The organism is Pseudomonas sp. NFX98, from assembly GCF_047784845.1.
Taxonomy (GTDB): domain Bacteria; phylum Pseudomonadota; class Gammaproteobacteria; order Pseudomonadales; family Pseudomonadaceae; genus Aquipseudomonas.
In genome coordinates, this window is the sequence record NZ_JBLNNF010000019.1 from 38,411 (window position 1) to 63,691 (window position 25,281).

The 25,281-nt window shown below is 60.2% G+C and carries 30 protein-coding genes; 8 read left to right on the forward strand and 22 right to left on the reverse strand.

Annotated features, from left to right (window positions below):
- Nucleotides 1–103: 103 nt before the first annotated feature.
- Nucleotides 104–877, forward strand: a complete 774-nt coding sequence (locus ACM110_RS23335) for a 1,6-dihydroxycyclohexa-2,4-diene-1-carboxylate dehydrogenase (protein ID WP_416129619.1) — start codon at nt 104–106, stop codon at nt 875–877.
- Between the two features lie 12 nt (nt 878–889).
- Here the strand turns inward: ACM110_RS23335 and ACM110_RS23340 are convergent, their stop codons facing one another.
- The gene (locus ACM110_RS23340) at nt 890–1,252 is read right to left on the reverse strand and encodes an NUDIX hydrolase (RefSeq protein WP_416129620.1); all 363 of its coding nucleotides are present in this window, start codon (nt 1,250–1,252) and stop codon (nt 890–892) included.
- Nucleotides 1,253–1,461: 209 nt separating this feature from the next.
- Between ACM110_RS23340 and ACM110_RS23345 the strand changes: the two genes are divergently transcribed.
- Nucleotides 1,462–1,653, forward strand: coding sequence for a DUF2188 domain-containing protein (locus ACM110_RS23345; protein WP_338586048.1), 192 nt, complete (start codon nt 1,462–1,464; stop codon nt 1,651–1,653).
- A gap of 70 nt (nt 1,654–1,723) precedes the next feature.
- Here the strand turns inward: ACM110_RS23345 and ACM110_RS23350 are convergent, their stop codons facing one another.
- A complete protein-coding gene (locus ACM110_RS23350; protein ID WP_416129621.1) occupies nt 1,724–1,963 on the reverse strand; it encodes a hypothetical protein in 240 nt (79 codons plus the stop codon).
- A gap of 169 nt (nt 1,964–2,132) precedes the next feature.
- Between ACM110_RS23350 and ACM110_RS23355 the strand changes: the two genes are divergently transcribed.
- Complete coding sequence (locus tag ACM110_RS23355) at nt 2,133–2,351, forward strand: hypothetical protein (protein ID WP_416129622.1); 219 nt, start codon at nt 2,133–2,135, stop codon at nt 2,349–2,351.
- A gap of 73 nt (nt 2,352–2,424) precedes the next feature.
- Nucleotides 2,425–2,766, forward strand: coding sequence for a hypothetical protein (locus tag ACM110_RS23360; protein ID WP_338586051.1), 342 nt, complete (start codon nt 2,425–2,427; stop codon nt 2,764–2,766).
- Nucleotides 2,767–2,769: 3 nt separating this feature from the next.
- Here ACM110_RS23360 and ACM110_RS23365 read toward each other — a convergent pair whose 3' ends face one another.
- Entirely contained in the window at nt 2,770–3,339 is a 570-nt protein-coding gene (locus ACM110_RS23365; RefSeq protein ID WP_416129623.1) for an RrF2 family transcriptional regulator, read from the reverse strand.
- Between the two features lie 291 nt (nt 3,340–3,630).
- On the opposite strand from ACM110_RS23365, the gene ACM110_RS23370 reads away from it, so the two are divergent.
- A complete protein-coding gene (locus tag ACM110_RS23370) occupies nt 3,631–4,830 on the forward strand; it encodes an NAD(P)/FAD-dependent oxidoreductase (protein WP_416129624.1) in 1,200 nt (399 codons plus the stop codon).
- A gap of 120 nt (nt 4,831–4,950) precedes the next feature.
- Here ACM110_RS23370 and ACM110_RS23375 read toward each other — a convergent pair whose 3' ends face one another.
- The 5 genes from ACM110_RS23375 to ribBA form a co-directional block, all read right to left on the reverse strand.
- On the reverse strand, nt 4,951–6,105 hold the full coding sequence (locus ACM110_RS23375) for an ABC transporter ATP-binding protein (protein WP_416129625.1): 1,155 nt from the start codon (nt 6,103–6,105) through the stop codon (nt 4,951–4,953).
- A gap of 17 nt (nt 6,106–6,122) precedes the next feature.
- Nucleotides 6,123–6,932 (reverse strand): ABC transporter permease, encoded by an 810-nt coding sequence (locus ACM110_RS23380; RefSeq protein WP_416129626.1) that lies wholly within the window; start codon nt 6,930–6,932, stop codon nt 6,123–6,125.
- A 6-nt stretch (nt 6,933–6,938) separates the two neighbouring features.
- Nucleotides 6,939–7,865 carry an ABC transporter permease gene (locus ACM110_RS23385; RefSeq protein ID WP_416129627.1) on the reverse strand — a complete coding sequence of 309 codons (927 nt, stop codon included), beginning with the start codon at nt 7,863–7,865 and terminating at the stop codon, nt 6,939–6,941.
- Nucleotides 7,862–8,887, reverse strand: a complete 1,026-nt coding sequence (locus ACM110_RS23390; protein ID WP_416129628.1) for an ABC transporter substrate-binding protein — start codon at nt 8,885–8,887, stop codon at nt 7,862–7,864. The genes ACM110_RS23385 and ACM110_RS23390 overlap by 4 nt, the downstream gene beginning before the upstream one ends.
- A gap of 290 nt (nt 8,888–9,177) precedes the next feature.
- Nucleotides 9,178–10,290, reverse strand: coding sequence for a bifunctional 3,4-dihydroxy-2-butanone-4-phosphate synthase/GTP cyclohydrolase II (gene ribBA, locus ACM110_RS23395; protein ID WP_416129629.1), 1,113 nt, complete (start codon nt 10,288–10,290; stop codon nt 9,178–9,180).
- A 72-nt stretch (nt 10,291–10,362) separates the two neighbouring features.
- Between ribBA and ACM110_RS23400 the strand changes: the two genes are divergently transcribed.
- Complete coding sequence (locus ACM110_RS23400; protein ID WP_416129630.1) at nt 10,363–10,659, forward strand: DUF1330 domain-containing protein; 297 nt, start codon at nt 10,363–10,365, stop codon at nt 10,657–10,659.
- Between the two features lie 129 nt (nt 10,660–10,788).
- On the opposite strand, the gene ACM110_RS23405 is transcribed toward ACM110_RS23400, so the two are convergent.
- The 7 genes from ACM110_RS23405 to ACM110_RS23435 form a co-directional block, all read right to left on the reverse strand.
- Nucleotides 10,789–11,352 (reverse strand): NUDIX hydrolase, encoded by a 564-nt coding sequence (locus tag ACM110_RS23405; protein ID WP_416129631.1) that lies wholly within the window; start codon nt 11,350–11,352, stop codon nt 10,789–10,791.
- A 2-nt stretch (nt 11,353–11,354) separates the two neighbouring features.
- Entirely contained in the window at nt 11,355–12,107 is a 753-nt protein-coding gene (locus tag ACM110_RS23410; RefSeq protein WP_338586061.1) for a GntR family transcriptional regulator, read from the reverse strand.
- Nucleotides 12,108–12,165: 58 nt separating this feature from the next.
- Nucleotides 12,166–12,555: a carboxymuconolactone decarboxylase family protein gene (locus tag ACM110_RS23415; RefSeq protein ID WP_416129632.1), complete on the reverse strand. Its 390-nt coding sequence runs from the start codon at nt 12,553–12,555 to the stop codon at nt 12,166–12,168.
- Nucleotides 12,556–12,680: 125 nt separating this feature from the next.
- Nucleotides 12,681–13,166 (reverse strand): flavin reductase family protein, encoded by a 486-nt coding sequence (locus ACM110_RS23420; RefSeq protein WP_416129633.1) that lies wholly within the window; start codon nt 13,164–13,166, stop codon nt 12,681–12,683.
- A gap of 12 nt (nt 13,167–13,178) precedes the next feature.
- Complete coding sequence (locus ACM110_RS23425; RefSeq protein WP_416129634.1) at nt 13,179–14,660, reverse strand: aldehyde dehydrogenase; 1,482 nt, start codon at nt 14,658–14,660, stop codon at nt 13,179–13,181.
- Nucleotides 14,657–15,490: an alpha/beta fold hydrolase gene (locus ACM110_RS23430; protein ID WP_416129635.1), complete on the reverse strand. Its 834-nt coding sequence runs from the start codon at nt 15,488–15,490 to the stop codon at nt 14,657–14,659. Before ACM110_RS23430 ends, ACM110_RS23425 begins: the two co-directional genes overlap by 4 nt.
- Before the next feature lie 42 nt (nt 15,491–15,532).
- Entirely contained in the window at nt 15,533–16,123 is a 591-nt protein-coding gene (locus ACM110_RS23435) for an amino acid synthesis family protein (protein ID WP_218436761.1), read from the reverse strand.
- Nucleotides 16,124–16,503: 380 nt separating this feature from the next.
- Here ACM110_RS23435 and ACM110_RS23440 point away from each other — a divergent pair, with 380 nt between their 5' ends.
- Nucleotides 16,504–17,502, forward strand: coding sequence for a bile acid:sodium symporter family protein (locus tag ACM110_RS23440; RefSeq protein WP_416129636.1), 999 nt, complete (start codon nt 16,504–16,506; stop codon nt 17,500–17,502).
- Nucleotides 17,503–17,677: 175 nt separating this feature from the next.
- On the opposite strand, the gene ppk2 is transcribed toward ACM110_RS23440, so the two are convergent.
- The 7 genes from ppk2 to ACM110_RS23475 form a co-directional block, all read right to left on the reverse strand.
- Nucleotides 17,678–18,595 carry a polyphosphate kinase 2 gene (gene ppk2 / locus ACM110_RS23445; RefSeq protein ID WP_416129637.1) on the reverse strand — a complete coding sequence of 306 codons (918 nt, stop codon included), beginning with the start codon at nt 18,593–18,595 and terminating at the stop codon, nt 17,678–17,680.
- A 215-nt stretch (nt 18,596–18,810) separates the two neighbouring features.
- Nucleotides 18,811–19,377: an SCO family protein gene (locus tag ACM110_RS23450; RefSeq protein ID WP_416129638.1), complete on the reverse strand. Its 567-nt coding sequence runs from the start codon at nt 19,375–19,377 to the stop codon at nt 18,811–18,813.
- Between the two features lie 3 nt (nt 19,378–19,380).
- Nucleotides 19,381–20,517 carry a hypothetical protein gene (locus ACM110_RS23455; protein ID WP_416129639.1) on the reverse strand — a complete coding sequence of 379 codons (1,137 nt, stop codon included), beginning with the start codon at nt 20,515–20,517 and terminating at the stop codon, nt 19,381–19,383.
- A 12-nt stretch (nt 20,518–20,529) separates the two neighbouring features.
- Nucleotides 20,530–22,071: a multicopper oxidase family protein gene (locus ACM110_RS23460; RefSeq protein WP_416129640.1), complete on the reverse strand. Its 1,542-nt coding sequence runs from the start codon at nt 22,069–22,071 to the stop codon at nt 20,530–20,532.
- A 272-nt stretch (nt 22,072–22,343) separates the two neighbouring features.
- Nucleotides 22,344–22,580: a hypothetical protein gene (locus ACM110_RS23465; protein ID WP_416129641.1), complete on the reverse strand. Its 237-nt coding sequence runs from the start codon at nt 22,578–22,580 to the stop codon at nt 22,344–22,346.
- Nucleotides 22,581–22,633: 53 nt separating this feature from the next.
- The gene (locus ACM110_RS23470) at nt 22,634–23,089 is read right to left on the reverse strand and encodes a glycine zipper 2TM domain-containing protein (RefSeq protein WP_416129642.1); all 456 of its coding nucleotides are present in this window, start codon (nt 23,087–23,089) and stop codon (nt 22,634–22,636) included.
- 136 nt (nt 23,090–23,225) lie between these two features.
- On the reverse strand, nt 23,226–24,077 hold the full coding sequence (locus tag ACM110_RS23475; RefSeq protein ID WP_416129643.1) for a LysR substrate-binding domain-containing protein: 852 nt from the start codon (nt 24,075–24,077) through the stop codon (nt 23,226–23,228).
- Nucleotides 24,078–24,225: 148 nt separating this feature from the next.
- Between ACM110_RS23475 and ACM110_RS23480 the strand changes: the two genes are divergently transcribed.
- The gene (locus tag ACM110_RS23480; protein ID WP_416129644.1) at nt 24,226–25,278 is read left to right on the forward strand and encodes an agmatine deiminase family protein; all 1,053 of its coding nucleotides are present in this window, start codon (nt 24,226–24,228) and stop codon (nt 25,276–25,278) included.
- Nucleotides 25,279–25,281: the final 3 nt, after the last annotated feature.

Sequence of the window (25,281 nt, forward strand, 5' to 3'; positions counted from 1 at the left end):
CGAGGCTGCGATCTTTGAAGAACAAAATCAAAAGATCGCAGCCTCGTTGCACTCGACAGCTCCTACAGAAGGGTGGCGTGGCGCAGTCGATCTTGAGGTGTCCATGAACAGATTCCACGAAAAAGTCGCGCTGATCACCGGCGCCGCCCAAGGCATCGGTCGGCGTGTTGCCGAACGCATGGCGGCGGAAGGGGCGAAGTTGATTCTGGTCGATCGCTCCGAGCTGGTGTTCGAGCTTCAGCAGCAATTGGCACCGGATTGCCAGGTGCTGGCGCTGACCGCCGATCTTGAGCAGTACGAGGAATGCGACCGGGTGATGCAAACCGCTGTCGAGCGTTTCGGGCGTCTCGATGTGTTGATCAATAACGTCGGCGGCACGATCTGGGCCAAGCCGTTCGAGCATTACCAAGCGTCGCAGATCGAGGCAGAAGTTCGTCGCTCGTTGTTCCCGACGTTGTGGTGCTGTCATGCCGCATTGCCGTTCATGCTGGAGCAGGGCAGCGGTGCAATCGTCAACGTCTCGTCGATCGCCACCCGCAGCGTCAACCGCGTGCCGTACGGCGCAGCGAAGGGCGGAGTGAATGCGCTGACCGCTTGCCTGGCGTTCGAAACCGCCGGGCGCGGGGTTCGGGTCAATGCCACTGCACCTGGCGGCACCGAAGCGCCGCCACGCCGTGTGCCACGCAACACGGCCGAGCAAAGTGCCGAGGAAAAGATCTGGTATCAGCAGATCGTCGACCAGACCCTCGACAGCAGTTTGATGAAGCGTTACGGAACGCTGGATGAGCAGGCCGGGGCTATTCTGTTTCTGGCCAGCGATGAAGCGTCGTATATCACCGGCATGATCATGCCGGTGGGCGGCGGCGATCAGGGCTGATCCCGTGCTGGACTACAGGCGACGCTGAAAGGCTTTGACGATCCTGAGCGTGGCGTCGCTGGTATTGAGGTTCTGCACCGAATCAAGCGGGAACCAGATGCAGTCGAAGATCTCGTTTTGCGGGCGGACTTCATGGGCATTCGGCACCGATGCCTCGAAGACATGGTGAAGAGTACTGCCGGTTTCCAGTTCCATCAGGTACAGCATGTCCTCGGCGCCGAGCCCGGTTTCTTCCTGTAGCTCGCGCATTGCCGCGCCCGCGGTGGTTTCACCGGGCTCGACCTTGCCGCCGGGCAATGTCCAGCGAGACCTTGGCTTGCGCACCAGCAGTATGTGTCGGTCCAGCTCGCAAATGACGGTTGCGCGTACTTTCATGTGTTACCTGAATACCGGTTGTCATCAAACTGTCATGAAACTGCAATATTCGAGCCGGCTCCCGTTTCACCGGTATCTGGTTGTTTGGAGCGGTTGAGGCGTCTGAAAGTGCCGGAATCCTGACACGACGTCTGGTCGTCATCTTCGCGAGGTGTGGGTGTAAGGTAGGTGCGTTAGCCTTGGATATCATTGCCGAGATGGAGGTGACCATGAGTGTTCCGATGCTGAACAAAATGCACATGAACGGTTATGACGTACTCAGCGTGAACAACGGCCCGTGGCGGGTCTGCACCAAAGGTGACCGGCTGGGGTCATTTGGCAGCCGGGAGGAAGCACTGGCGTTTGCGGCGTCTCTTCCGGGCTACAAGTCGCGGTCGAGCAGGCAAGCCAGCAACCAATGAGCGCATTGACGCTACGTTAAAGCCCCGGCATGCCGGGGCTTTTTGTTGTGCCAGTGCGGTTGGTTAGTGGTCATTGGGCCTTATTGCGCGTAATGATTTTGGCCTTCACTTCTTCGGCATAACCAGACAGCCGTTGCTCATCTCCCTGAAACAAGTCGCAGAGCCTCCTGACAGCTTCTGCATCGACATCGTTGCCTGTCAGGCGCAACTGTTCTGCGATGCGTAAAAGCTCGACCGCCGACCAGCGTAGATCCGAGGCCAGGCCTTGCAGACCGCGCCGCAGTTCCTGTTCCGATTCGTTAAGCCACATGAGGACCTCCTGTAACTCTGTGCTTCAAAATTTTAGACCCATTTGCGCAGTGGAGCGTTGTGTTCTTCTGAATCCGCAGCGCTTCCTTTGGTCGGGAAATTTGCGCGATCGGCAAAATCCGCTGTCGTAGTGAAGTACCGATTTTTCGGCAGGGCGGGGTCAGTTCAAAATGACGACAACCGATGACTTCAGGGCGCGTGCCCATGAGCTGATTGCCGATCTGAATGCGGCCACCAACGAAATGATGAATCTCATTTCCGAGCATCAGCTCAGTGGACCGGAATGGGAGCGTGTCAGCCAATGGCAACACGAGGCCTATGAACGATGGATGAACTACTTGAACGCGCGGACATACACGGACCCCGGCGATCACAACGCCAGTCGCTAAAGTGCGATGCCGTTCATGGATGTCCGCGCGTTAGCAGGCTACATTTTATTTTTTCAGGACCTAAGGAAGCTTCATGCAGAGTCGGATGTTGATGGGGGGAGCCGTTTTGGCGTTGCTGGCGGGTTGCTCGTTGCCAGCGTCCCTGGTGCCAGGCGAGCCGAATTACAACAAGCAGAGTGACAAGATACCCAAGGATGTAGCGGCGTGTGTGTTGCCGGCATGGCAAAAGGAGATTTCGAAGACGACGCAGACATCGATTTCCAACGGCTACCGGATCACCGCGCCGAGCATCATCACGGCCGATGAAGTGCTGGATATCGTGAAATACAAGGACGGCAGCCGGGTTTCGCTTTATCAGGGGCCGCCCTGGGCGAAGTCGGGCGCGATGCGCCAGGCAGTGCGTGACTGCCTGTAGGTTTCAGTCGGAGATTTCGGTGACCTGGATAAGCTGATCGTCGCTTGTCTGGGCGCTGCCGGTGCCTTTCTTTTCCCGGCGATCATTCATCCAGTTGTCGACCTTTGCGCTGAACTCCGCCGGGGCTTTGCGTCCGACCTTGCGGGCAATGTCCAGAATGGTTTGCTGATCCAGCGCCTCTTCCATGCGCTTCTGCGCCGTCAGCATCGCGCCATGCACCGAGCAGTGGCCGTCCAGCGCCCAGGCGGGGGCTTCGCCCTCGAACAGCGCACATCTGCCGCGAATCTCCCGGCATTCGAAAATAGCCTTGCGCCCGTCGATGGCGTTGACGATATCCAGCAGGGTGATTTCGTCAGCAGGGCGGGCCAGCTTGAAACCGCCGCGCACACCTTCGGTGGCGACCACCAGTTTTGCCTTGGCCAGTTTGGTGAAGATTTTCGCCAGATAGTCCAGAGGCACGCCTTGCAACTCTGCCAGGTCGCGCACGCTGGCTTCGCGGGAGTCGCCGCCATTGCCCACCAGGAAAATCAGGCAGTGGATGCCGTACTCGACACCTGCGCTGTAAAGAGACATATCGATCTCCGACTAATGTTGTCGCAAATATTACCAGCTGATCGTTAGCTGGACAATCAATGTGCCGATTTTTCGTTTTCGTGCTGAGGCCTTTAGAAGCGCCGGTTTACAGGGGTTCTTGATGAGTATCGATTTGATCGATGCGAACCATTGAAAAAAATCTGTTGCGGCTTTTAACTAGGATCAATAGAGTCGCCGTTGTCAGGTCTGGAGCGGAAAGCGTCTTTCAACAAAAAAGCGCGCAACGACGCACTGATCCTTCAACAAAATTCAATGCCCCTGGAGTGACAAATGAAACAGCACATTTTGGTAATCGGCGCAGGTTTCGGTGGCATGTGGACCGCTTTGAGCGCCACGCGTCTGTTCGACATACACGGCCACAGCGACTACGACGTGACGGTGCTGGCGCCTCAGGCCGAATTGCGCGTTCGTCCACGTTTCTACGAGCCGAATGCCCACCAACTGGCCGCTCCAATCGGCAAGCTGTTCGATGACGTCGGCGTGAAGTTCATCAAAGGCGCTGCCGAGACCATCGACGTTGCGCAAAAAAGCGTTGGCTACATCGATGCCTCGGGCAATAAACAAGTCTGCATCTACGACAAACTCGTTCTGGCCACCGGTAGCCGCCTCGCACTGCCGAACACTCCCGGCGTGTCTGAACATGCGTTCGACGTCGACCAGATCGAACAAGCCATACGTCTGGAAAACCACCTCAAAGCCCTGGTCAACCAGCCAGAAACCCAGGCACGCAACACCGTCGTGGTGGCCGGCGGAGGCTTTACCGGGATCGAAACGGCGACTGAAATGCCCACTCGTCTGCGCGCCATCCTGGGTGATCGGGCAGATATCAACGTGATCATCGTTGATCGCGGCGACAAGGTTGGCGGCTCCATGGGCCCGCAAATCGCCGAGAAAATCGCTGAAGCCAGTGTTGAAACCGGCGTGAAGTGGCACCTCAAAGCCTCGGTCGTCTCCGTCGACGAAAACGGTGTGAACTTGTCCGATGGCCAGCGCATCGACGCCAGGACCGTGGTCTGGACCACCGGTGTGCGCGCCAGTTCGCTGACCGAGCAGATCCCGGCCGAACGCGATCACCTTGGCCGTCTGCACGTTGATGCACACCTCAAGGTTATCGGCCAGGACGATATCTACGCGACCGGCGACGTCGCTTACGCCGCCAGCGATGACATCGGCAACTACGCGCTGATGACCTGCCAGCACGCCATCGTGTTGGGCCGGCATGCCGGCAACAACGTGGCTGCGCATATCCTCGGCGTGGACCCGACGCCCTATCGCCAGCCCAAATACGTCACCTGCCTGGATCTGGGCGCGTGGGGTGCGGTGTACACCGAAGGTTGGGATCGCCAGGTGAAACTGACCGGGCAGGAAGGCAAGGAGCTGAAGACGCAGATCAACACCGTGTGGATCTATCCGCCGGCAGATCGTGCATCGGCTTGGGCGGCGGCGGATCCGTTGATTCCGATTGCTTGATGCGGGTTGATTAAACGAATCCCGCCCGGAGTTTCCGGGCGGGATTTTTTTTGCGTATACATCAAGCGAAAAAAGGCCGCCGCAACCCGACGTTGCGGCGACCCGAGGGTGACTCCTGAATCAATGTGCGCCAGCGGCCTTGTTCAAATCGCTTTCCGCCCATTCGGTGTACACACACGCGTCCGCCGTAGCCCAGCGCACCTGCACCGGATCACCCGTTTTGAGCGGCATGCCGGCCGCCGAGAGCGCCTTGACGGTCATCGATGTACCGCCAGAAGTCACCACGCTGCAGGTCTGGCTTTCGCCGAGGAATAACACTTCCACGACCTTGGCCGAGACTTCGTTCCAGCCGGCGGCCAGCGGTTGCTGGGTCGCTTGCTGCACACTCAGGGCGACGGCTTTTTCCGGGCGTACCATCAGCAATACATCCTGGTCGGTTTTCAACCCGGCGCTCAGGCGAATCGACAACGCCTGGCCTTCAAAAGTCGCCACGGCGTTGCCTTGGGCCTTGAGCTTGAGGAAGTTCGAGTTGCCGAGGAACGAGGCGACGAAGGCATTCGGCGGGTTCTGGTACAAGTCGTAGCCGCTGCCCAAACCGACAATCTTGCCGTGGCTGAAAATCGCGATGCGCTGGGACAGGCGCATGGCTTCTTCCTGATCGTGGGTCACGTAGACGATGGTGATGCCCAGGCGTCGGTGCAATTGGCGCAATTCATCCTGCAAGTCTTCCCGCAGTTTCTTGTCCAGTGCGCCGAGGGGTTCGTCCATCAGCAGGATGCGTGGCTCGTAGACCAGCGCCCGCGCAATGGCGACCCGTTGCTGTTGGCCGCCGGAGAGTTGCGATGGGCGACGATGGGCGAACTGCTCCAGTTGCACCAGTTTGAGCATGGCATCGACCCGGCGCTCGCGTTCGGCGGCGGCGAGTTTGCGGATGGCCAGCGGGAACGCGATGTTGTCGCGCACCGACAGGTGCGGAAACAGCGAGTAGCGCTGGAATACCATGCCGATGTCGCGCTTGTGCGGCGGCACGTTGACCAGTGACTGGCCGTTGACCAGGATCTCGCCGCTGCTCGGGGTTTCGAAACCGGCGAGCATCGACAGCGTGGTGCTTTTGCCGGAGCCGCTGGAGCCGAGGAAGGTCAGAAATTCGCCGTCCTTGATGTCCAGCGAGATGTTGTCCACGGCGGCAAAGTCGCCGTAGTGCTTGTTCAGGTTACGCAGGCTGACCAGGGGTTTGTCATCTTGCTGCGCGGCATCTTTGATCACTGCACTCATGTCGTACTCCTGGGCGCTCAAGCGCTGATTTCGTTGCGCCGACGCAGGGCAGCGGCGATGACCATGACCAACACCGAGAGGCCGATCAGCAGCGTCGAAGCGACGGCGATCACGGGCGTCAGGTCCTGGCGCAAAGTGGTCCACATTTTCACGGGAAGGGTTTGCAGGGTCGGGCTGGCCATCATCACGCTCAGCACCACTTCGTCCCACGAGACGAGGAAGGCGAAGAGGGCGCCGGCCACCATGCCCGGACGAATCGCCGGGAAGGTCACCTTGAACACCGCTTGCAGGCGCGAGGCGCCGCAGATCACCGCGGCATCCTCGATCGACTGATCAAACAGCTTCAGCGAGTTGATGATCGAGATGATGGTGAACGGCAACGCGACGATCACATGGCTGACGACGAAGGCGAACATGGTCCCGGTGTAGCCGAGTTTCAGGAACAGCGCATACACCGCCACGGCGATGATCACCAGCGGCACGATCATCGGCAGGGTGAACAGGCCGTAGAGTATTTCCCGGCCGGGGAAGCGGCCACGCACCAGGGCGAACGCGGTCGGCAGGCCCAACGCGACGGCGAAGAATGTGGTCAGCACCGCGACTTTCAGGCTGGCCATCGCCGCGTTCATCCAGTCGGCGTTGGAGAAGAATTGGCCGTACCATTTCAGCGTCCAGCCCGGTGGCGGGAACACCAGCCATTGCGACGAGCCGAACGACAGCAGCACGATGAACACGATCGGCAGCAGCAGGAACAGACCGATCAACCCGGTGGTGAAATACAGGCCGAAGCGCATGCGCCGGCTCATGGCATTGGGGGTCAGGAGCATGACGGCTTACCTCGCGTTGCTGGCGCCAACCGGGGATTCCGGCTGAAGCTTCAGGTAGAAGTAGAACAACACCAGCGTGATCACGATCAGCAGCGCGGCACCGGCACTGGCCAGACCCCAGTTGAGGAACGACTGCACCTGCTGAATGATGAACTCGGGCAGCATCATGTTCTGCGCACCACCGAGCAGCGCCGGGGTGACGTAGTAACCGAGGGACATCACGAACACCATCAAGCCACCGGAGAATAGCCCCGGCCGGCACAGCGGCAGGAACACCCGGAAGAAGTTGGTCCATGGACTGGCGCCGCAGATCGAACCGGCCTGCAGGATCATCGGGTCGATGGCCTGCATGGTCGCCTGCAACGGCAGCACAATGAACGGGATCATGATGTAGCTCATGCCGATCACCACGCCGGTGAGGTTGTGCACCATCTCCAGCGGTTGATCGATGATGCCCATCGCCATCAGCGCCTTGTTGATCACCCCGGAGGCTTGCAGCAATACCAGCCAGGAGTAAGTGCGGGCGAGGAGGCTGGTCCACATCGACAACAGCACGATGCTCAGGATCCAGCGGCCCCAGCCACGCGGCACCAGGGTGATCGCCCAGGCCAGCGGGAAGCCCAGCAACAGGCTGAACAATGTCACCAGTCCTGCCACCGAAAAGGTGTTGAGCAAGACCCGCGCATACGCCGAGTTGGCGAACAGTTGCTCGTAGTTGCCCAGGCCAGGCACCGGTTCCAGCACGCCGCGCAGCAGCAGGCCGATCAATGGCGCGAGGAAGAACAGGCCGAGGAACAGCAGGGCCGGGATCAGGTTGCTCGAACCACGCCATCGCTGTGCCAGGGTCGGGGATTGCGTCGGGGCCTTGCCGGCAGCGCCAATGGCGCTCCCGACTGGCGCAGGTTGAGGGGATGCGGTTGCCGTCATTTTCATTTGACCAGCCATTCGTTCCACCGTGTCGCGATGGCTGGACCGTTCTTGGCCCAGTACGCGAAATCAAGAGTGATCTGATCCTTTGCATAGGCCGTCGGCAGGTTAGGGGCGAGCACCGAATCTAGGCGCGCCACGCTGTCGACGTTGACCGGGGCGTAGGCGGTCAGGTTGGAGAAGTCGGCCTGTCCTTTGGCGCTGCTGGCATTGGCCAGGAACTTCATCGCCGCGTCCTTGTTTTTCGAACCCTTTGGGATGACCAGGATGTCGGCCATCACCAGGTTCTGTTTCCAGCTCACGCCGACCGGGGCGCCGTCTTCTTGCAGTGCGTGAATCCGGCCGTTCCAGAACTGGCCCATGCTCGCTTCGCCGGAGGCCAACAGCTGTTGCGACTGCGCGCCGCCGCCCCACCAGACGATGTCTTTCTTGATGGTGTCGAGTTTCTTGAAGGCGCGATCCAGGTCCAGCGGATAGAGCTTGTCGGCGGCGACGCCATCGGCCAGCAACGCCAGTTCCAGCACGCCGGGGCTCGGCCATTTGTAGAGGGCGCGTTTGCCGGGCCAGGTCTTGGTGTCGAACAGCGCGGACCAGTCCTGAGGCTTGTTGGCGCCGAGCTTGCTTTCGTTGTAGCCGAGGACGAAGGAGAAGAAGAACGAGCCGACGCCGTGATCGCTGACAAACCGTGGGTCGATCTTGTCGCGCTCGATGACTTTGAAGTCGAGGGGTTCGAGCAGGCCTTCGGCGGCGGCGCGCAAGGCGAAGTCGGCTTCGACGTCGACCACGTCCCACTGCACGTTGCCGCTCTCGACCATGGCTTTGAGTTTGCCGTAGTCGGTCGGGCCGTCCTGAACCACGGTGATGCCGCTGGCCTTGCTGAACGGATCGGCCCAGGCCTGCTTCTGCGCATCCTGGGTGCTACCGCCCCAGCTGACGAAGTTGACGCTCTCGGCGGCCATCAACGCTTGGCTGGTTACGCCCAGCAGTCCCGCAAAAAAGACTGCGGTAACACGTTTGTTCAACACCATCTTCACGCCCTCATTGTTGTGTTTATGAGCGGGGCTTTTCACTGCCCGGCTATCGGGAGCTGTAGGTCCGTCGAGTCAGTTCTGACTGTTCGGTCTATGGAATATCATATTATGGTATTCCAAACTTTGTGCAAGCGATTTGCCTTACCGGCTATCAGCCGAATCGAGATTTTTGAGGGAGCGGGCGCCTTTCCGCGAACCGATTTTCGTAGGAGCAAGGCTTGCCCGCGATAGCGCCCTTAAGATCGCCATCGCGGGCAAGCCTTGCTCCTACAGGTATGGCGTTCACCCTATTGCTCGGTAAACGGAATGCTCTCAACCACCTCCAGGTCATACCCGGTCAAGCCCGCATACTTCAACGGCGGGCCAAGATGCCTCAGCTTGCCCACGCCCAGGTTCTGCAGAATCTGCGCACCGGTACCCACTTCCGAATAGATCCGCGATTGCGAACGGCTGAATTGCCGCGGTGGTTGGGTCAGTTGCGGCACGCGCTCCAGCAACGCCTGCGACGATTCGTGGTTGGCCAGCACCACCACCACGCCGCGACCTTCTTCTGCCACGCGTTGCAGTGCGGCCCACAACGTCCAGTTGGAAGGGCCGCTGTATTCGGCGCCCACCAGATCGCGCAGCGGGTCGATCACATGCACGCGTACCAGCGTCGCCTCCTCGCGGCGCAGATCACCCATGACCATCGCCATGTGGACACCGCCCTCGATGCGATCCTCAAAGGTGATCAGACGAAAGGTGCCATGCACAGTGGGCAGTTCACGTTCGCCGATGCGCTCGACCGTGTGCTCGGTGCTCAGGCGATAGTGAATCAGGTCGGCGATGGTGCCGATCTTGATCCCGTGCCGGCGCGCGAACACTTCCAGGTCCGGGTGTCGGGCCATGGTGCCGTCATCGTTCATGACTTCGACGATCACCGAGGCCGGAGTGAAGCCGGCCAGACGGGCCAAATCGCAACCGGCCTCGGTATGCCCGGCACGGGTCAGCACGCCGCCTTCGCGGGCGCGCAATGGGAAGATGTGGCCGGGTTGCACGATATCCGCGGCACTGGCCCCGTGAGCGACGGCGGCCGCTACGGTGCGCGCGCGGTCGGCGGCGGAAATGCCGGTGGTGACGCCGATGGCCGCTTCGATGGACACGGTGAACGCGGTGCTGAACACGCTGCCGTTGCTCGGCACCATCTGCTCAAGTCCCAGGCGCTGGCAATGGTCGTCGGTCAAGGTCAGGCAGATCAGGCCGCGGGCTTCGCGGGCCATGAAGCTAATGGCTTCGGCGGTGCAGCAGTCGGCGGCCAGCAGCAGATCGCCTTCGTTTTCACGGTCCTCGTCGTCGACCAGCAGGACCATTTTGCCGAGGCGATAATCTTCGATGATTTCTTCAATACTGTTGAAAGCCATGCTCGAATCTCAGTGTCTGTTTTTGTCGGTATTATGGTATACCATGATACAAAACAAACTGCGAGGTCACTTATGAAGGCATACTGGATTGCTCACGTGGACATCACCGACCCCGATCAATACAGCCAATACACCCAGCGGGCGCCGAAGGCGTTTGCCGAGTTCGGTGGACGGATATTGGCGCGGGGAGGGCGTAGCGAAGCGATGGAAGGACGACCGACGCCGCAGCGCAGCGTGGTGATCGAATTTGATTCCTACGAACAGGCAGTGGCGTGCTATCGCTCGGCGTTGTATCAGGAGGCGAGAGGGCATCGCGAAGGTGTGGCTTCGGCAGAAATAATCATCGTCGAAGGCGTGGCACCGGCCTGAAGATCGCCGCATAACCCCGTAGGAGCTGCCGAAGGCTGCGATCTTTTGATCTTGATCTTCAGCAGCCTTCAATGCGCAAAAGATCAAAAGATCGCAGCCTTCGGCAGCTCCTACAGGGTGATTGCGTTGTTAGCGGATGAAATGGATCTTTCCGCTATCGTCATTGCCGATGTAAATGCCATAGACCCCGGCCTGGCGTTCCTCGATGTAGCGCTCGAGGATCTGCCGGATCGCCGGGTAATAGATGCTGTCCCAGGGAATGTCCTCGGGCGCGAAGAATTTGTAGTCGAGGGTTTCCGGCCCGTACTGGCCGGTGATCTCCAGCGCGATGGCGCGGAAGATGATGTACACCTCGCTGATCTTCGGCACGCTGAAGATCGAGTAGGGCGAGAGGATTTCCGCGCGTACGCCGCTCTCTTCCCAGACTTCGCGCAACGCCGCCTGTTCGGTGGTCTCACCGGCTTCCATGAAGCCCGCCGGTAGCGTCCAGGTGCCGGGGCGCGGCGGGATCGCGCGTTGGCACAGCAGGTATTTGCCGTCCTGCTCGATGATGCAGCCGGCGATGATTTTCGGATTGACGTAGTGGATGTAGCCGCAGCCGCGGCACATCAGGCGCTCGTGCGTATCGCCCGGGGGCATTTGCTGACCGAGGTCAGCGCTGCCGCACTTTGGACAAAAGCTCGGGCTGAACATGATCAGCGACCTATGCGCGGTTCTTTCAGCGCGATTGGCTGGGTGATCGCGGGGATCGCCCCGGTCTCTTCCTGCTTGCGCTTCAGGTAATCCAGGGCGACGGCTGCTGCGGCGCGCACGTGATCGACGCACGCCTGATGCGCCGCCAGCGGATCGCCGCTCTTGATCGCCTCGACCATTTTTTCCATTTCCTGGTTGCTGGCACCACGACGGTTTTCCTGGGACACCGAGGTCGCGCGCAAGTAGCTGATCCGCGCCTGCAATTGACGCAACTGGGTGGCCGCGACGTGGTTGCCGGAACCTTCGAGCAATACGTCGTAGAAACCCTGCACCGAGTCGATGACCTGTTGCAGTTCACCTTCCTTGAGCGCCTGACGGTTGACCTCCAGGGCTTTTTCCAGGGCCTTGATGTCCTTGGCCTTGGCGCGCAGGGTGAACAGCTGGACGATCAGGCCTTCGAGCACGCAACGCAGTTCGTAGATATCGACCGCATCGGCCAGTGTGATGATCGCGACGCGCGGGCCCTTGGCGTCGGCGAACTCGACCAGCCCTTCGGATTCCAGGTGACGCAAGGCTTCGCGGACCGAGGTGCGGCTCACGCCCAGGCGATCGCACAGATCGCGTTCGACCAGACGGTCTCCCGGCAGAAGCTGGAAGTTCATGATGGCGCTTCGCAGTTTATCCAGCACGATTTCGCGCAGGGTAACGGGGTTGCGATTGACCTTGAAGCTGTCGTCGAGTGGCAGGCGTTTCATGGGGTCCGCTCTTTAAGTTGGCTGTCCATGCCAGACGGGCATCAAAACAGCCGAGGGGTTAACTGGAGGCCTCGGCGTCGGCTTCGGCGAAGGCTTCACGGGCGAGCCGGAAACTGTCCACGGCTGCGGGCACTCCGCAATAAATACCGACCTGAAGCAGAATTTCGCGTATTTGCTCACGACTCAAGCCGTTACGCAAGGCGCCGCGCACATGCAGCTTGAGTTCATGCGGCCGGTTGAGCGCCGAGATCATCGCCAGGTTGATCATGCTGCGTTCCTTGAGCGACAAACCCTCGCGGCCCCAGACATGGCCCCAGCAGTATTCGGTGACCATCTCCTGCAACGGGCGGGTGAAGTCGTCGGCGTTGTCGATGGAGCGCTGGACATAGGCTTCGCCCAATACCTGGGTGCGGATCTTCAGGCCTTTTTCGTATTTCTCGTTTCTCATAAATTCTCCTCACACCACAAATCCCTTGCAGGAGCTGTCGAGTGCAACGAGGCTGCGATCTTTTAAAAGCCAAAATCAAAAGATCGCAGCCTGCGGCAGCTCCTACAGGGAGTTGTGTGAGTCTGTCAGGCCAGGGTCGGCAGCGGGCCCAACTTGCCCTTGTGATAAATCATCGGTGTCACCGGTTGCTCGGGCAGGATCAGGTTCTTCACCGCGCCGACGATGATCGCGTGGTCGCCGCCGTCGTATTCGCGCCACAGTTCGCACTCGATGATTGCCGTGGCTTTGGCAAGGATCGGGTTGCCCAGTTCGCTCAGGTGCCAGTCGATGCCGTTGGCCTTGTCCTTGCCTTTACCGGCGAAGGCGTAGGCTTCGGCGGTCTGGTCGGCGGACAGCAAGTGAATCGCGAACTGCTTGCTGTCGCGCAGCACCGGGTAAGTGTCGGAGCCGTAGTTGGGGCAGAACAGCACCAGTGCCGGGTCAATCGACAGCGCACTGAAGGCGCTGGCGGTAATGCCGACGATGCCGCCGTCCGGGCCCAGGGTGGTGACCACCGTGACGCCGGACGGGAACGAGCTCATCACGTCTTTGTAAATGCCGGGTTCGATCATTTTGCAGGACTCCTAGCGCATCACAAACGGGTCAGGCATTGGCGCCTGGGAAAGGTTGATCCACACCGTTTTCAGCTCGGTGTAGGCCAGCACCGAATCGATGCCGCTTTCGCGTCCATAGCCACTGTTCTTGAAGCCGCCGATCGGCGCCATGGCCGACACCGCGCGGTAGGTGTTGACCCAGATGATCCCCGAACGCACGTCCCGCGCCAGACGATGGGCGCGGCCCAGATCGCGGGTCCAGATGCCGGCAGCGAGGCCGAACTGTGAGTCGTTGGCAATCGCCAGCGCTTCGGCTTCGTCTTTGAACCGGATGACCGACGCCACCGGGCCAAAGACTTCTTCCTGCATGATCTTCATCGAGTTGTGGTCGCACTCGAACAGCGTCGGTTCGTAGAACCAACCGTCACCGACGTTGGTTGGACGCTTGCCGCCCAAGCGCAGTTTTGCGCCTTCAGCGATGGCATCGGCCACCAGACCTTCGACCACGGCCAGTTGCTGCGCGGTGGCCATCGGGCCCATTTCGCTGCTGTCTTCCTGTGGGTTGCCGATGCGGATGCGCTTGGCGCGTTCCACCAGGCGACCGACGAATTCGTCGTAGATTTCGTCCTGCACCAACAGCCGCGAACCGGACACGCAGCTCTGCCCGGAGGCAGCATAGATCCCGGCGATGGCACCGTTGATCGCGCTGTCGAGGTCGGCGTCGGCGAAGATGATGTTCGGCGATTTGCCACCCAGCTCCAGGGACAATTTTGCGAAGTTTTCGGCGCTGCTGCGCACCACATGCCGGGCCGTGGCCGCGCCGCCGGTGAAGGCGATTTTGCGGATTAGCGGATGGCGGGTGAGGGCAGCGCCGGTGCTCGGGCCGTAACCGGTGACGACGTTGACCACGCCCGGCGGAATCCCGGCTTCCAGTGCCAATCGGGCCAGTTCGAGAATGGTCGCTGAGGCGTGTTCCGACGGCTTGATCACGATGGTATTGCCGGCGGCGAGTGCCGGTGCCAATTTGATCGCAGTCAGGTACAAGGGGCTGTTCCACGGAATGATCGCGGCGACCACGCCCATGGCTTCGTGCACGGTGTAGGCAAACAGGTCCGGCTTGTCCAGCGGCAGGGTGCCGCCTTCGAGCTTGTCCGCCAGGCCTGCGGTGTAGTGGAAGAACTCCGGCAAATAGCCGACCTGACCACGGGTTTCGCGGATCAGCTTGCCGTTGTCGCGACTTTCCAGCTGCGCCAGTTGTTCCTTGTTTTCGGCGATCAGGTCGCCCAGGCGCCGCAGCAATTTGCCGCGAGCGGTGGCGGTCAAGCCGCGCCAGGCCGGGCTGTCGAAGGCGGATTGCGCGGCTTGTACGGCGCGCTCGACATCGGCTTCGTCGGCATCGGGCAGTTCGGCCCAGGGTTCGGCCAGCGCCGGATTGAGGCTTTCGAAAGTCCTGCCGGACAGGGCATCGACCCATTCACCGCCGATGCACATCTGGAAGCGTGCGAGTGTCATGCAACGATCCCCTTTATATGGTTTTGTCGGGCGTGCGCCGTGTCGAGAAACTCCAGCAACAGCTGGTTGACCAGGCGCGGCGATTCTACGGGCATCATATGCCGCTGTTCGGCGAGTACGGCAACCGTCGCGCCGGGAATCCGTTGCGCCAGTTGCTCGGCCATGTCCGGGGTCGAGCCAGGGTCCAGCTCGCCGGTGGCGATCAGCGTCGGCACCTGGATGTTGCCCAGGTCCTCGGCGCGGTACATGTCCTGAGTGGCAAACAATTCGTAGGTGGTCAGGTAACCCTGCGGGTCATTGCCGGCCAGCGTCTGGCGAATCGCCGCGATCTGCGCCGGATTGGCCGCTTGATATTCGCGGCTGAACCAGCGTGACAGCGCCGCTTCGGCATTGGCGTCCGGCCCGTGTTCGGCAGCCTGACTGGTGCGGGCGATGACACCGGCACGTTGTTCGGCGGTGCGATTGAACACGCTGTTGAGCACCACCAGACTTTGCAGGCGTTGCGGGTAATGCAGGGCAAAAGCCCGCGCCACCAACCCGCCCATGGAAAAACCGATCACCGCTGCCTTGGGCAGTTGCAGGTGATCGAGCAGCTCCAGCAACTGGTCGGCATAGCCGAGCAGCGGCGTACCACTTTCCGGGCGCGGGCTGGCGCCGTGACCCAGCATGTCGTAGGCAATGACGCGGTATTTCGTGGCCAGGCCAACGATCTGGCCGCCCCACATTTCTTTGTTCAGGCCCACGCCGTGGATCAAGACCACGGGCTGGCCTTGGCCGGTCGCCAGGTAACTGGTGCCAGCCGGGGTGCGTTCAGCGGTGAGCCGAATCATGGAGCGCTCCTGCATACCTTCTTGTTGTAGTGACCGACCGACTTACTGGGCTTTTTCGGCGGCCAGTTCTTCCAGGTCGATGTAGCGGTTGCCGATGCGTGGGTGCAGGCGGCCGCCGTCGGCGCAACCCAGCACCACGACGATTTCGTCGGCACGCGGGGCATCTTCGATCTGCATTTCCAGGGTGATGTAGTGCGAACGCAGGCCTTCGTCGTCCTTGTGCATCATCGGGATCTGGATCGACGTGCCCGGGCCGCCGCGCTTGTTGGTGAAGCTCAGGTAACTCTTGGCCTTGACCGCTTCGCGGTAGTGATTGCCGAAGCGCAGGGTGTGGATCACCGCGGAGGCGTGTTCGATTTCGCCATCGGCACCCACAACGGCAGCCTTGCCATAGGCTTCGATTTTCTCGGCACCGCCGATGATGCCCACCAGACGCTCAACCATCAGCGCGCCGAGGTCGGAGCAGTTGGCGCGGATCTGTGGTTTCAGGTCTTCGACGAAACCGTTGCCCAGCCACGGGTTTTTCATCACCACGGCCAGCCCGACCATGGTCACGGGCGTGTCGGTGGCCTTGCCGCCTTCGATGAAGGTTTCTTCGACATAGCTGACGATCTTGCGAATTTCGAAACTCATGAGCTGCTCCGTATCAGGGTGGAATGTGTCTGTTCGTATGATGGTATACCATAATACCGGTTGTGCAAGAGCCTGATTCGGGTTTCTGGTCGGAAGGCGATGAAAAGCGCAGCCGGCGCGCGCCTCTGTAGCAGCTGGCGAAGCCTGCGTTCGGCTGCGAAGCAGTCGTAAACCCGGTGCACGCGATTCGCCTGATAGACCGCAGAGTCTGAATTCACGACTGCTGCGCAGCCGAACGCAGGCTTCGCCAGCTGCTACAAAGAGGGTGGATGCAGATACTTTGTCCGTTAGGCTCTATCTACTGGCTTACTAGCGTTAGTCGGCAATCCGCAGGCGCGTTAGAGTCGGGCTCACGTTCCTGGCAAACCCGGATGACCCCGATGACACGCCCTCGCTTCTTACCCGACAATTTCACCCTGACCCTGATCGGCGTGGTGCTGCTCGCCAGTTTGCTGCCCGCCAGCGGACAAGTGGCGTTGGGCTTTGGCTGGTTGACCAACTGCGCCATCGCACTGCTGTTTTTCCTGCACGGCGCCAAGCTGTCCCGCGAGTCGATCATCGCTGGTGCCGGCCACTGGCGCCTGCATTTACTGGTGTTCAGCCTGACCTTCCTGCTGTTCCCGCTGATCGGCCTGGCGCTCAAGCCATTGCTGTCACCGATGATCGGCGCCGACCTGTACATGGGCATGCTCTACCTCTGTGCATTGCCCGCGACTGTGCAGTCCGCAATCGCCTTTACCTCGCTGGCGCGCGGCAACGTGCCGGCAGCGATTTGCAGCGCCGCTGCATCCAGTCTGTTCGGGATTTTCCTCACGCCGTTGCTGGTGACGCTGCTGCTGGATGTACACGGCGACGGCGGCTCGACCCTCGATGCGATCGTCAAGATCAGCGTGCAACTGTTGCTGCCGTTCATTGCCGGGCAGATCGCACGGCGCTGGATCGGCGCGTGGGTCGGGCGCAACAAGAGTTGGCTGAAGTTCGTGGATCAGGGTTCGATTCTGCTGGTGGTGTACGGCGCGTTCAGCGAAGCGGTGAACGAAGGCATCTGGCACCAGATCCCGTTGCGCGATCTGGCGGGTCTGGTCGTGGTCTGTTGCGTAGTGCTGGGCCTGGTGCTCGTCGCGTCCACCGTGCTGGGCAAAGTCTTCGGCTTCAATCAGGAAGACCGCATCACCATCCTCTTCTGCGGCTCGAAGAAAAGCCTGGCCACCGGCGTACCGATGGCCCAGGTGTTGTTCGCCGGCAGCACCATCGGCGTATTGATCCTGCCGCTGATGCTGTTCCATCAGATTCAATTGATGGTCTGTGCGGTGCTGGCGCAGCGTTATGCCAAGCGCCAGGAATCGGTGGCGCAGTTGATGGGGCAGGTGGATCCTTGATCTATTAGTAGACGAACACCGCGTTCATTCAGAAAAGGCGCGTTATCGTTGACGTCCATCGCGGGCAAGCCCGCTCCCACAGTTGACCGCATTCCCCTATAGGAGCGAGCTCGCTCGCGAAGAGCGTCCAGACACCGCGTTCATTCAGACAGCGCCCATTATCGTTGACGCCCCCTCAGTAAACCTGCGGCACGATGATTTCCGGTGGTGTCGGGCTGCGCGAGTAGTCTTCCTGGCGTACGCGTTCGGGCAGTTCGATCACCGGTAATTCGACTTCTTCATAGGGCATCTGCCCGAGCAGGTGATGGATACAGTTGAGCCGGGCCTTTTTCTTGTCGTCGGCTTGCACCACCCACCACGGCGCTTCGGCGATGTGGGTGCGGTCGAGCATGATTTCCTTGGCCTTGGTGTAGGCCTCCCAGCGTCGGCGGGATTCGAGGTCCATGGGGCTGAGTTTCCATTGCTTGAGCGGGTCGTGGATGCGGCTGAGAAAGCGCAAATGCTGTTCCTGGTCGGAGATCGAGAACCAGTATTTGATCAACTGAATGCCCGAGCGGGCGAGCATGCGTTCGAATTCCGGCACGGTGCGGAAGAACTCTTCGTATTGGTCCTCGTTGCAGAACCCCATGACTTGCTCGACGCCCGCGCGGTTGTACCAGCTGCGGTCGAACAGCACGATTTCGCCCGCCGCCGGCAGGTGCGAGACGTAGCGCTGGAAGTACCATTGGGTGCGTTCGCGGTCGTTGGGGGCGGGCAGGGCCGCGACCCGGCAGACCCGAGGATTGAGCCGCTGGGTGATGCGCTTGATCACGCCGCCTTTGCCCGCCGCATCGCGCCCTTCGAACAGGATCACCACCTTGTGCCCGGTCTTCACCACCCAACTCTGCAATTTCACCAACTCACCTTGCAGGCGGAACAGCTCGCTGAAGTAACGACGACGTTCCTGCCTTTCCGGGCTTTCGCCGAGATGATCATCGAACAGTGCTTCGAGGTCGTGATCGTCCTCCAGTAACTCCAGCTCCAGTTCTTCGTCGCTGTGATCGAGCAGTTCGCGGTGGATGCGTTGCATCAGGGTGTCATTGGTCAACAGCATGGTCAGAACTCCCGACGAAGTTGGAAGTGCCCATGCTAGGCCCGGGCGTGTGACGGCGTGGTGACGAACAGGTGATGGCGAAATTCATCGGCCTGTCATCGTCGTGTCACTGAGCGCACGGCAGGATCGTCGCAAACCGCCCTGCGGCACGCCATTCGCAGGCTTCGCCAGCTGCTACAAAGGGGCGCCGGTATCGGGAGTTGCCCGCTTAGACATCAGCGTCCAGCCGCTGCATCCGCCAATGCAGTGACCACCTGTTTCTCGATTTCCTTTTCATCCAGTCCACGACCGAAATGCTTGAGGTAACGGCCCTGGCTGTCGATTAAAAACAGGATGGTCGAGTGGTCCATCATGTACTCCCCGGGTTTGTCCCCGGTCGGCACTTTCTTGTAGTACACATGATAGGCATCGGTGATGCGGGTGATCTCCTGCGGCGAGCCGGTCAAGCCGACGAAGTCGCTGGCGAAGTAATTCACGTAGGCCTTCAGTTTTTTCGGCGTGTCCCGTTCCGGGTCGATGGTCACGAAAATCGGTCGCACGCTGATGCCTTGCTGCTGTTGCAGTTGCCGGCTGATGCGAGCCATTTTCGCCAAGTCAGTCGGGCAAATGGCGGGGCAGGTCATGAAGCCGAAATACAGCAACGCCGGCTCGCCAAAACTGCGTTCGGTGACGCGTTGGCCATTCTGGTTGGTCAGCTGGAACGGCCCGCCGATATCGGTGCGGGTCGCAGCCGTCGAACTCACTGCCGTTACCGCCAATAGCAACGCCATTAACCACTTCATGGCTCAGTACCCTCCCGAATAGGTCAACGCCAGGCCCACCAGTTCGGACATCTGGCCGTCCTCTTTCTGGGTGCCGGCGGACAAGCCAAGTTTGATCTGGCCGGTGATGTTGTAGGTTACGCTCAACTCATTGAGGTAGTCCTGGTGATCCGCGCCCCCGGTCGATTCGCGATGCTTGTCGGTACGCGTCGCGCCCAGCGCCCAGTCGCCGAAATCGAAGGTCAGCGACGTGGTCAGATAGCGGGTGTCGTTGCCCTTGATGCCGTCCTCGTTGTCGACATCGGCGAATTCGATGAAGGGCACGATATCGAAATAACGCCCCGCCAGCGTCGGCTCAAGATCGGTGCTCGGCGCATAGGCCCAGATGTAGCGGGCCGAGGCGATCTTGATGGTTTCATCGTCTTCGCCAGGCGGATCGGGCTGCGTCTCGTCTTCGGCCTTTTTGTTGAACATATAACCGGCCTGCATTTCCAGATAAGGCACCGCCGGAATCGCTATCCAGTTCACCGTCACCGCATAGGAATCGAGCTTGCCGGTATTCGATGGACCGCCATCGCTGCGCTGCAACTTCTCGCCATGGCGCAGGTACGGCCGACCGAGAAACGAATTGTCCGCGGTGTACACGCTCAGGTTGGGTTCGATCATCCCCAGTTGCTGGTCGAAAAAGCGGTACGCCACTGTGCCGCCGAGCATGCCGTCGAGGTCGTAGGTGGCGACGTAATCATTGGTGTAGAGGCCGGGCGCCTGGTCCTGCGCGCGACCGAACGGCACATGGTATTTGCCGACCGAAAAGGCCGAGTTGGCGTTGTTCTGGTAGTAGTTGAGGTCGTTGATCACCAGCCCCACGTCTTCGAAGAAACGCTTTTGCCCAGGTTCAGGCCCGGCGACGGGATTGATCTCGGTGGCCAGTTGAATCTGCTGATCGTGGGTGAAGCGAAAGTAGAACGTGGTGTTGATGTCCGGGTACGCGTCCCCGGTGTTGCGATTGCCGCCCTGGGGCGAATCGCCATGCGTGTGGTCATATTGAAAGGTCGCGTCGTAATCCATGCCGACATTGGGGTATTGCCCGTCATCGGCGAGCGTCGACTCAACGGCGCACACCGATGCCGCCAACAACACAGCCAAGCGATAGTTGTACATGGCGTGCCCCCCTTAGTTGATCAGCGGTTTCAGCGGGCTGGACGCTTTCGGGTCCTGTCCGGTGTTGCGCAGGTAGGAGCACAACTGGTTGTTTTCACCGTACAGCCCGCCCAGGGGTTCGAGCTTGACCGCCTGCTCGTAGTCCTCCGGCTTGACCACCTGGATTGCCTGCATCATGCCGCCGTCCTCGTGTTCGAGGATGTGGCAGTGGTAGACGAACTTGCCGAGGATCACCGGATCGCGAAAGGGGATTCGCACGGTGATCGAGCCTGTCGCAGGAATGAACACGTTGTCCCGATAGCCGCTGAACTGCACCGGTTTTCCGTTGATCTCGGTGACCTGGAAATCCACTTGGTGAATATGGAACTGGTGCAACTCCTGGGACGGATTGAACAGCCGCCATTCTTCGACATCACCGAGCTTGACCGTGGTGTTGACCCGGTCCAGCTCGAAGCGTGTGCCGTTGATCAGGAACGCATTGGGGTCGGTGTCCGAATCCTGAAAAGCAAACTGGCGGGTTTTGTTCACCGCGATCTTGCTGAAGTCCTCGGCCGGTGGATAGGCGCTGGTGATCTGTTTGGTCGCCACCTGTTGGCCGCTTGAACGCAGGATCGCCAACTTGGCCATCGGGTACTGATCGCCCGCCGGCCCGGTGTTGCCGGAACCGGTTTCGACTTCGTAGGAACCCGCCGGAGGCCCGACCACCAATACACTGAAACGCGCCGACGGCCCGATCAGTACCTGATCGGCGTCGACCCTGCGCGTAACCGTGTTGCCGTCACGCGACAACACCTGCATCGACTGGCCGTTGATACGAATCCGGAAGTACTGGTTGGCGGCAATGTTGATGAAATGCCAGAGCTGGGTTTCTCCGGGCTTGATGTCGATGGTCGGCACTTCCTGGCCATTGATCGTGCGAATCGACGGGGCGCTGGTGATGATCTCGCTGGCGACTTTGCCGGTCAGGGTTTTCTGGAAGTTACGCAGGACCAGCACCTGTTCCTTGATGCCCTTGAGTTCGGGAAACGGATCGAGCATGCCATCGACCAGTATCGGCCCGGCAATCCCGGCCGACACCTGACGCTGGGAGCCGCCATGGAAATGGCTGTGATACCAGTAGGCACCGGGGCTGTGTGCGAGCGGCAGTTTGACGTTGTATTCGCCCACCTTGTGAGGCTGGGTCACGCGGAAAATATTGTCGCCTTCGTCCAGGGGCGACACCTGCATGCCGTGGAAATGCAGGTTGGTGATCTCGTCCATGCGGTTGTCCAGACGGATCGCCATGGTCCCGCCGGGTCGGGTTCGAATCAGTGGCGAATCGTAATCGCCGTTGAACGCCAGTGAGACGTAACGCTCATTCCCGACGTTGACCTGCTGCTCGGCCGCCGTCAGCGTGGCGTGGGTCACGCCGCTGGCATCGTAGGTGAACTCAGGATTCTGGCGCAGAGGTTGGGAGGCGGGTTCAGCGGACTGCTGTGTCGCACAACCGCTCAAGGCAAGAGCCGCCAGGCTCGCGCAAAGTGCAAAGGGGCGGACGCTGAAAGCTCTGGGCATGATCGCGACCTTCGGTGGCTTGGCGAGGAACTAGCGGGCGTAGTTCGCCTGTGCGTTGCCGAAGGTGATCAACCGTCACCGCGTAATATTAAACGCCACGTTGTATTTGGTATTGAGTCGTTTTTACGCGCAACTTTTCGAGTGTAGAACAGGAAAAGTGGCGCGCAAGTTTATTGGATCCAGCGTAACTTCCGGGCGATGAACTGCATGTGTTTCATTTAAGTAACACAGCTGTTTTCTGCGAGATAAAAGGCACCTTGATATTAAAAACATCAAAGATGTTTTTTCTCTTCCTTATCAAGATGCTTGTCTTCTTTATGGCGTTCCTTATCCAGTTCCTTGGCTTCTTTATCGATATCTTTTCCGTCGCGATCGACATCTTTGTCCACGTCACGCATGCCATCCCTGACGTCTTTTGAAACGTCACCTTCCGCATGGGCGATGCCGATATAAGGCGTCAGGCCAGCAGATAGCAGCAACGCCACGACCATTGTTTTCAGGATTCGCATTTTGATGACTCCTGTTTCGTAAAGCCTGCCGTTTGAACGGGCAGGACAACGGACTACCCCTGGGGCACCACGCGCGCCTCACTGCCGGCACCTTCAACATAAACGTTCATGCCTTTGGTCAGTGACGGATTGATCGGTTGGGTCACCGAAACCAGTACGCCGCTGTTGGTTCGAACGATGATCTGCTGCGCATCCTTGGGCTGGTCGTATTGTTTCTTCTCCGCATAGTTACCGCCGGCCGCACCCGCAAGGGCGCCGGCGACCATCGCAACATCCCGGCCAGTGCCTCGCCCGATCAAACTGCCAAGGGCCACACCGCCGATACCGCCGAGGATCGCCCCGACGCCACTGTCGTGATTGGTCTGCATCTGAACTTGCGAAATCTGCTCGATCTTGCCCGAGCGAATCTCCATTTCACCCGCGCCACCGCTCCCGGCATCGACCGCAGCGCAGGCGCAAAGCAATACACTCAACAGTGAAATCGTCAGCCAGGTAGCGAAAGTTTTCATCATCGAACTCCATCTCATGAAAGGACTGGGTCAATTGAACGCACTCCATCCACGCTAGACGAAAAAGCCCGGTGCGGTTGAATTGATCATGGCGTGCCGACGAACACCATTTCGAAGTATTGCCGCTCTCGGTCTGCTAGCCCGGCAGGTTCTCGACCAGCCACTCACAGAAACTCCGCGCATTGCTCTCACTGTCCCGATGGGTCAACAACGCCCAGTTCGGCCCACGAATGGTCTGCTCCACCAAGGGCTGCAACAGGCCATTGGCGCGTGCTTGCCGACTCAGTAACTGACTGACCAGCGCGATGCCGAGCCCCGCGCACGCGGCGTCCAGCAACAGGCCGGGGTCGGAGAAGTTCAGCCCTTGATCCTGCTGGCCGACATCGATGCCGGCCTCCACCGCCCAATGGCTCCAGTCCATTTCCCGTTCGCCATGCAAGGTGGTGCGCTGTGCAGGTGGCTGCGTCAGCAGGTTCGGATGACAGGCCGGATAGAGGCGGTCGGCGCACAACACCTTGAAGCTGCATTCCGCCTGGGAGCTGATGTCGTCGCGCACCGCGATGTCGATGGTCTGGGTCGCCATGTCCGGCACTTCGTCGGTGCTGAAAATCCACAGATCGACCTCCGGATGCTGTTGGCGAAAATTGGCCAGACGCGGCAGCAGCCAGTGGCGAGCGAAGGCCGGCGTGGTGTTGAGCACCAGTTGATTGGGCTTCTGATATTGCCCCAGGCGGCGAATGCCCACGGCCAATTGCTGCAGCAAAGCCTGGGTGGTGCTGAGCAAATCATGCCCGGCATCGGTCAGGCTGACGCTGCGTCCGCTGCGAAAGAACAGCGGTTGTTCGAGGTACGCCTCAAGGCTGCGGATCTGCTGGCTGATGGCCGACTGGGTGAGGTTCAACTCGTCGGCGGCCTTGTGAAAACTGCCCAGCCGCGCGGCGGCTTCAAAGCCGCGAAGCGTGCTCAGTGGCGGCCAGTGTTTGAGCATGTCGATAAGTTCCTCTAATCAGTTGTCCGCAAAATCCATCGTTTGTTTGCCCGTTTTTACAGCCGTAGCATGCATGCCAACACCGCCAAGGCGTTTTTCGTTGAACACAATGACTTAACTGAAAGGCCGATTTCACCTGGAGAGCATCATGCAGCAGAACGACAATAAAAACACCGGTTGGATCATGCCCGCCGAGTGGGCCCGGCACGCGGCGACCTGGATGGTCTGGCCGCACAATAAGGCGCTGTGGGAGGCCGGCTGGCGCGTGACATTGGCCAACGTGCAAGAAGACTTCGCCCGCGTGGCCAATGCCATTGCCCGTTTCGAACCGGTGAAAATGGTTGTCGATCCATCGGCGGTCGCCAGTGCCAAAGCGTTGTGCGGGCCGAACATCGAACTGATCGAGTTGGCGGTGAACGACAGCTGGTGCCGCGACTCCGGCCCGAGTTTCGTCTGCCATCCGCAGCAAGGCCTGGCCGGGGTGAGCTGGCGCTTCAACGCGTGGGGCGGCAAGTCGGCGCACAACCTCGACGAAAGCCTGGCGCGCCGCGCGCTCAATCACTTGGGTTTCGAATGTTTCGGTACGCCGCTGAGCAACGAAGGCGGGGCGATCCATGTCGACGGCGAAGGTACGCTGATCACCACCGAGTCGGTGTTGCTCAACCCCAATCGCAACCCCGGCATGAACAAGGCCGAGATGGAGGAAATCTTTGCGCGGCTGCTCGGCGTGAAGAAAACCATCTGGCTGCCGGGCGATCCGGACTACGTCACCGGCGACATGACCGACGGCCACGTCGATGGCGTGTGCGCATTCGCCCGTCCCGGCGTGTTGCTGGTCGACGCCACCCACGACAAACAATCGGTGTACGCCGAAGTGGCTCGTGAAAACCGTCGTGCGCTGGAACTGGCGACCGATGCACAAGGGCGCAAGTTCGAATTGATCGAGTTGTATGAAGCCAGCGACGCCGTGGACACCGAAGCCGAAGTGTTCTGCGCCTCGTACACCAATTTCTACATCGCCAACGGCGCGATCATCATGCCGGCCTACGGCATCGATGCTGACCACGTCGCGGCCGAAACGCTCGCCCAGGCATTCCCCGGACGTGAAGTGGTGCCGGTGCGGATCAATCATCTGGCCCATGGCGGCGGCGGTGTGCACTGCATCACCCAGCAACAGCCTGCCTGGCCGGTAGAGGGTTGATGC

Coding starts and splice junctions, on each gene's coding strand:
- ACM110_RS23335 (WP_416129619.1), top strand. CDS start 104: ATGAACAGATTCCACGAAAAAGTCGCGCTGATCACCGGCGCCGCCCAA.
- ACM110_RS23340 (WP_416129620.1), bottom strand. CDS start 1,252: ATGAAAGTACGCGCAACCGTCATTTGCGAGCTGGACCGACACATACTG.
- ACM110_RS23345 (WP_338586048.1), top strand. CDS start 1,462: ATGAGTGTTCCGATGCTGAACAAAATGCACATGAACGGTTATGACGTA.
- ACM110_RS23350 (WP_416129621.1), bottom strand. CDS start 1,963: ATGTGGCTTAACGAATCGGAACAGGAACTGCGGCGCGGTCTGCAAGGC.
- ACM110_RS23355 (WP_416129622.1), top strand. CDS start 2,133: ATGACGACAACCGATGACTTCAGGGCGCGTGCCCATGAGCTGATTGCC.
- ACM110_RS23360 (WP_338586051.1), top strand. CDS start 2,425: ATGCAGAGTCGGATGTTGATGGGGGGAGCCGTTTTGGCGTTGCTGGCG.
- ACM110_RS23365 (WP_416129623.1), bottom strand. CDS start 3,339: ATGTCTCTTTACAGCGCAGGTGTCGAGTACGGCATCCACTGCCTGATT.
- ACM110_RS23370 (WP_416129624.1), top strand. CDS start 3,631: ATGAAACAGCACATTTTGGTAATCGGCGCAGGTTTCGGTGGCATGTGG.
- ACM110_RS23375 (WP_416129625.1), bottom strand. CDS start 6,105: ATGAGTGCAGTGATCAAAGATGCCGCGCAGCAAGATGACAAACCCCTG.
- ACM110_RS23380 (WP_416129626.1), bottom strand. CDS start 6,932: ATGCTCCTGACCCCCAATGCCATGAGCCGGCGCATGCGCTTCGGCCTG.
- ACM110_RS23385 (WP_416129627.1), bottom strand. CDS start 7,865: ATGAAAATGACGGCAACCGCATCCCCTCAACCTGCGCCAGTCGGGAGC.
- ACM110_RS23390 (WP_416129628.1), bottom strand. CDS start 8,887: ATGGTGTTGAACAAACGTGTTACCGCAGTCTTTTTTGCGGGACTGCTG.
- ribBA (WP_416129629.1), bottom strand. CDS start 10,290: ATGGCTTTCAACAGTATTGAAGAAATCATCGAAGATTATCGCCTCGGC.
- ACM110_RS23400 (WP_416129630.1), top strand. CDS start 10,363: ATGAAGGCATACTGGATTGCTCACGTGGACATCACCGACCCCGATCAA.
- ACM110_RS23405 (WP_416129631.1), bottom strand. CDS start 11,352: ATGTTCAGCCCGAGCTTTTGTCCAAAGTGCGGCAGCGCTGACCTCGGT.
- ACM110_RS23410 (WP_338586061.1), bottom strand. CDS start 12,107: ATGAAACGCCTGCCACTCGACGACAGCTTCAAGGTCAATCGCAACCCC.
- ACM110_RS23415 (WP_416129632.1), bottom strand. CDS start 12,555: ATGAGAAACGAGAAATACGAAAAAGGCCTGAAGATCCGCACCCAGGTA.
- ACM110_RS23420 (WP_416129633.1), bottom strand. CDS start 13,166: ATGATCGAACCCGGCATTTACAAAGACGTGATGAGCTCGTTCCCGTCC.
- ACM110_RS23425 (WP_416129634.1), bottom strand. CDS start 14,660: ATGACACTCGCACGCTTCCAGATGTGCATCGGCGGTGAATGGGTCGAT.
- ACM110_RS23430 (WP_416129635.1), bottom strand. CDS start 15,490: ATGATTCGGCTCACCGCTGAACGCACCCCGGCTGGCACCAGTTACCTG.
- ACM110_RS23435 (WP_218436761.1), bottom strand. CDS start 16,123: ATGAGTTTCGAAATTCGCAAGATCGTCAGCTATGTCGAAGAAACCTTC.
- ACM110_RS23440 (WP_416129636.1), top strand. CDS start 16,504: ATGACACGCCCTCGCTTCTTACCCGACAATTTCACCCTGACCCTGATC.
- ppk2 (WP_416129637.1), bottom strand. CDS start 18,595: ATGCTGTTGACCAATGACACCCTGATGCAACGCATCCACCGCGAACTG.
- ACM110_RS23450 (WP_416129638.1), bottom strand. CDS start 19,377: ATGAAGTGGTTAATGGCGTTGCTATTGGCGGTAACGGCAGTGAGTTCG.
- ACM110_RS23455 (WP_416129639.1), bottom strand. CDS start 20,517: ATGTACAACTATCGCTTGGCTGTGTTGTTGGCGGCATCGGTGTGCGCC.
- ACM110_RS23460 (WP_416129640.1), bottom strand. CDS start 22,071: ATGCCCAGAGCTTTCAGCGTCCGCCCCTTTGCACTTTGCGCGAGCCTG.
- ACM110_RS23465 (WP_416129641.1), bottom strand. CDS start 22,580: ATGCGAATCCTGAAAACAATGGTCGTGGCGTTGCTGCTATCTGCTGGC.
- ACM110_RS23470 (WP_416129642.1), bottom strand. CDS start 23,089: ATGAAAACTTTCGCTACCTGGCTGACGATTTCACTGTTGAGTGTATTG.
- ACM110_RS23475 (WP_416129643.1), bottom strand. CDS start 24,077: ATGCTCAAACACTGGCCGCCACTGAGCACGCTTCGCGGCTTTGAAGCC.
- ACM110_RS23480 (WP_416129644.1), top strand. CDS start 24,226: ATGCAGCAGAACGACAATAAAAACACCGGTTGGATCATGCCCGCCGAG.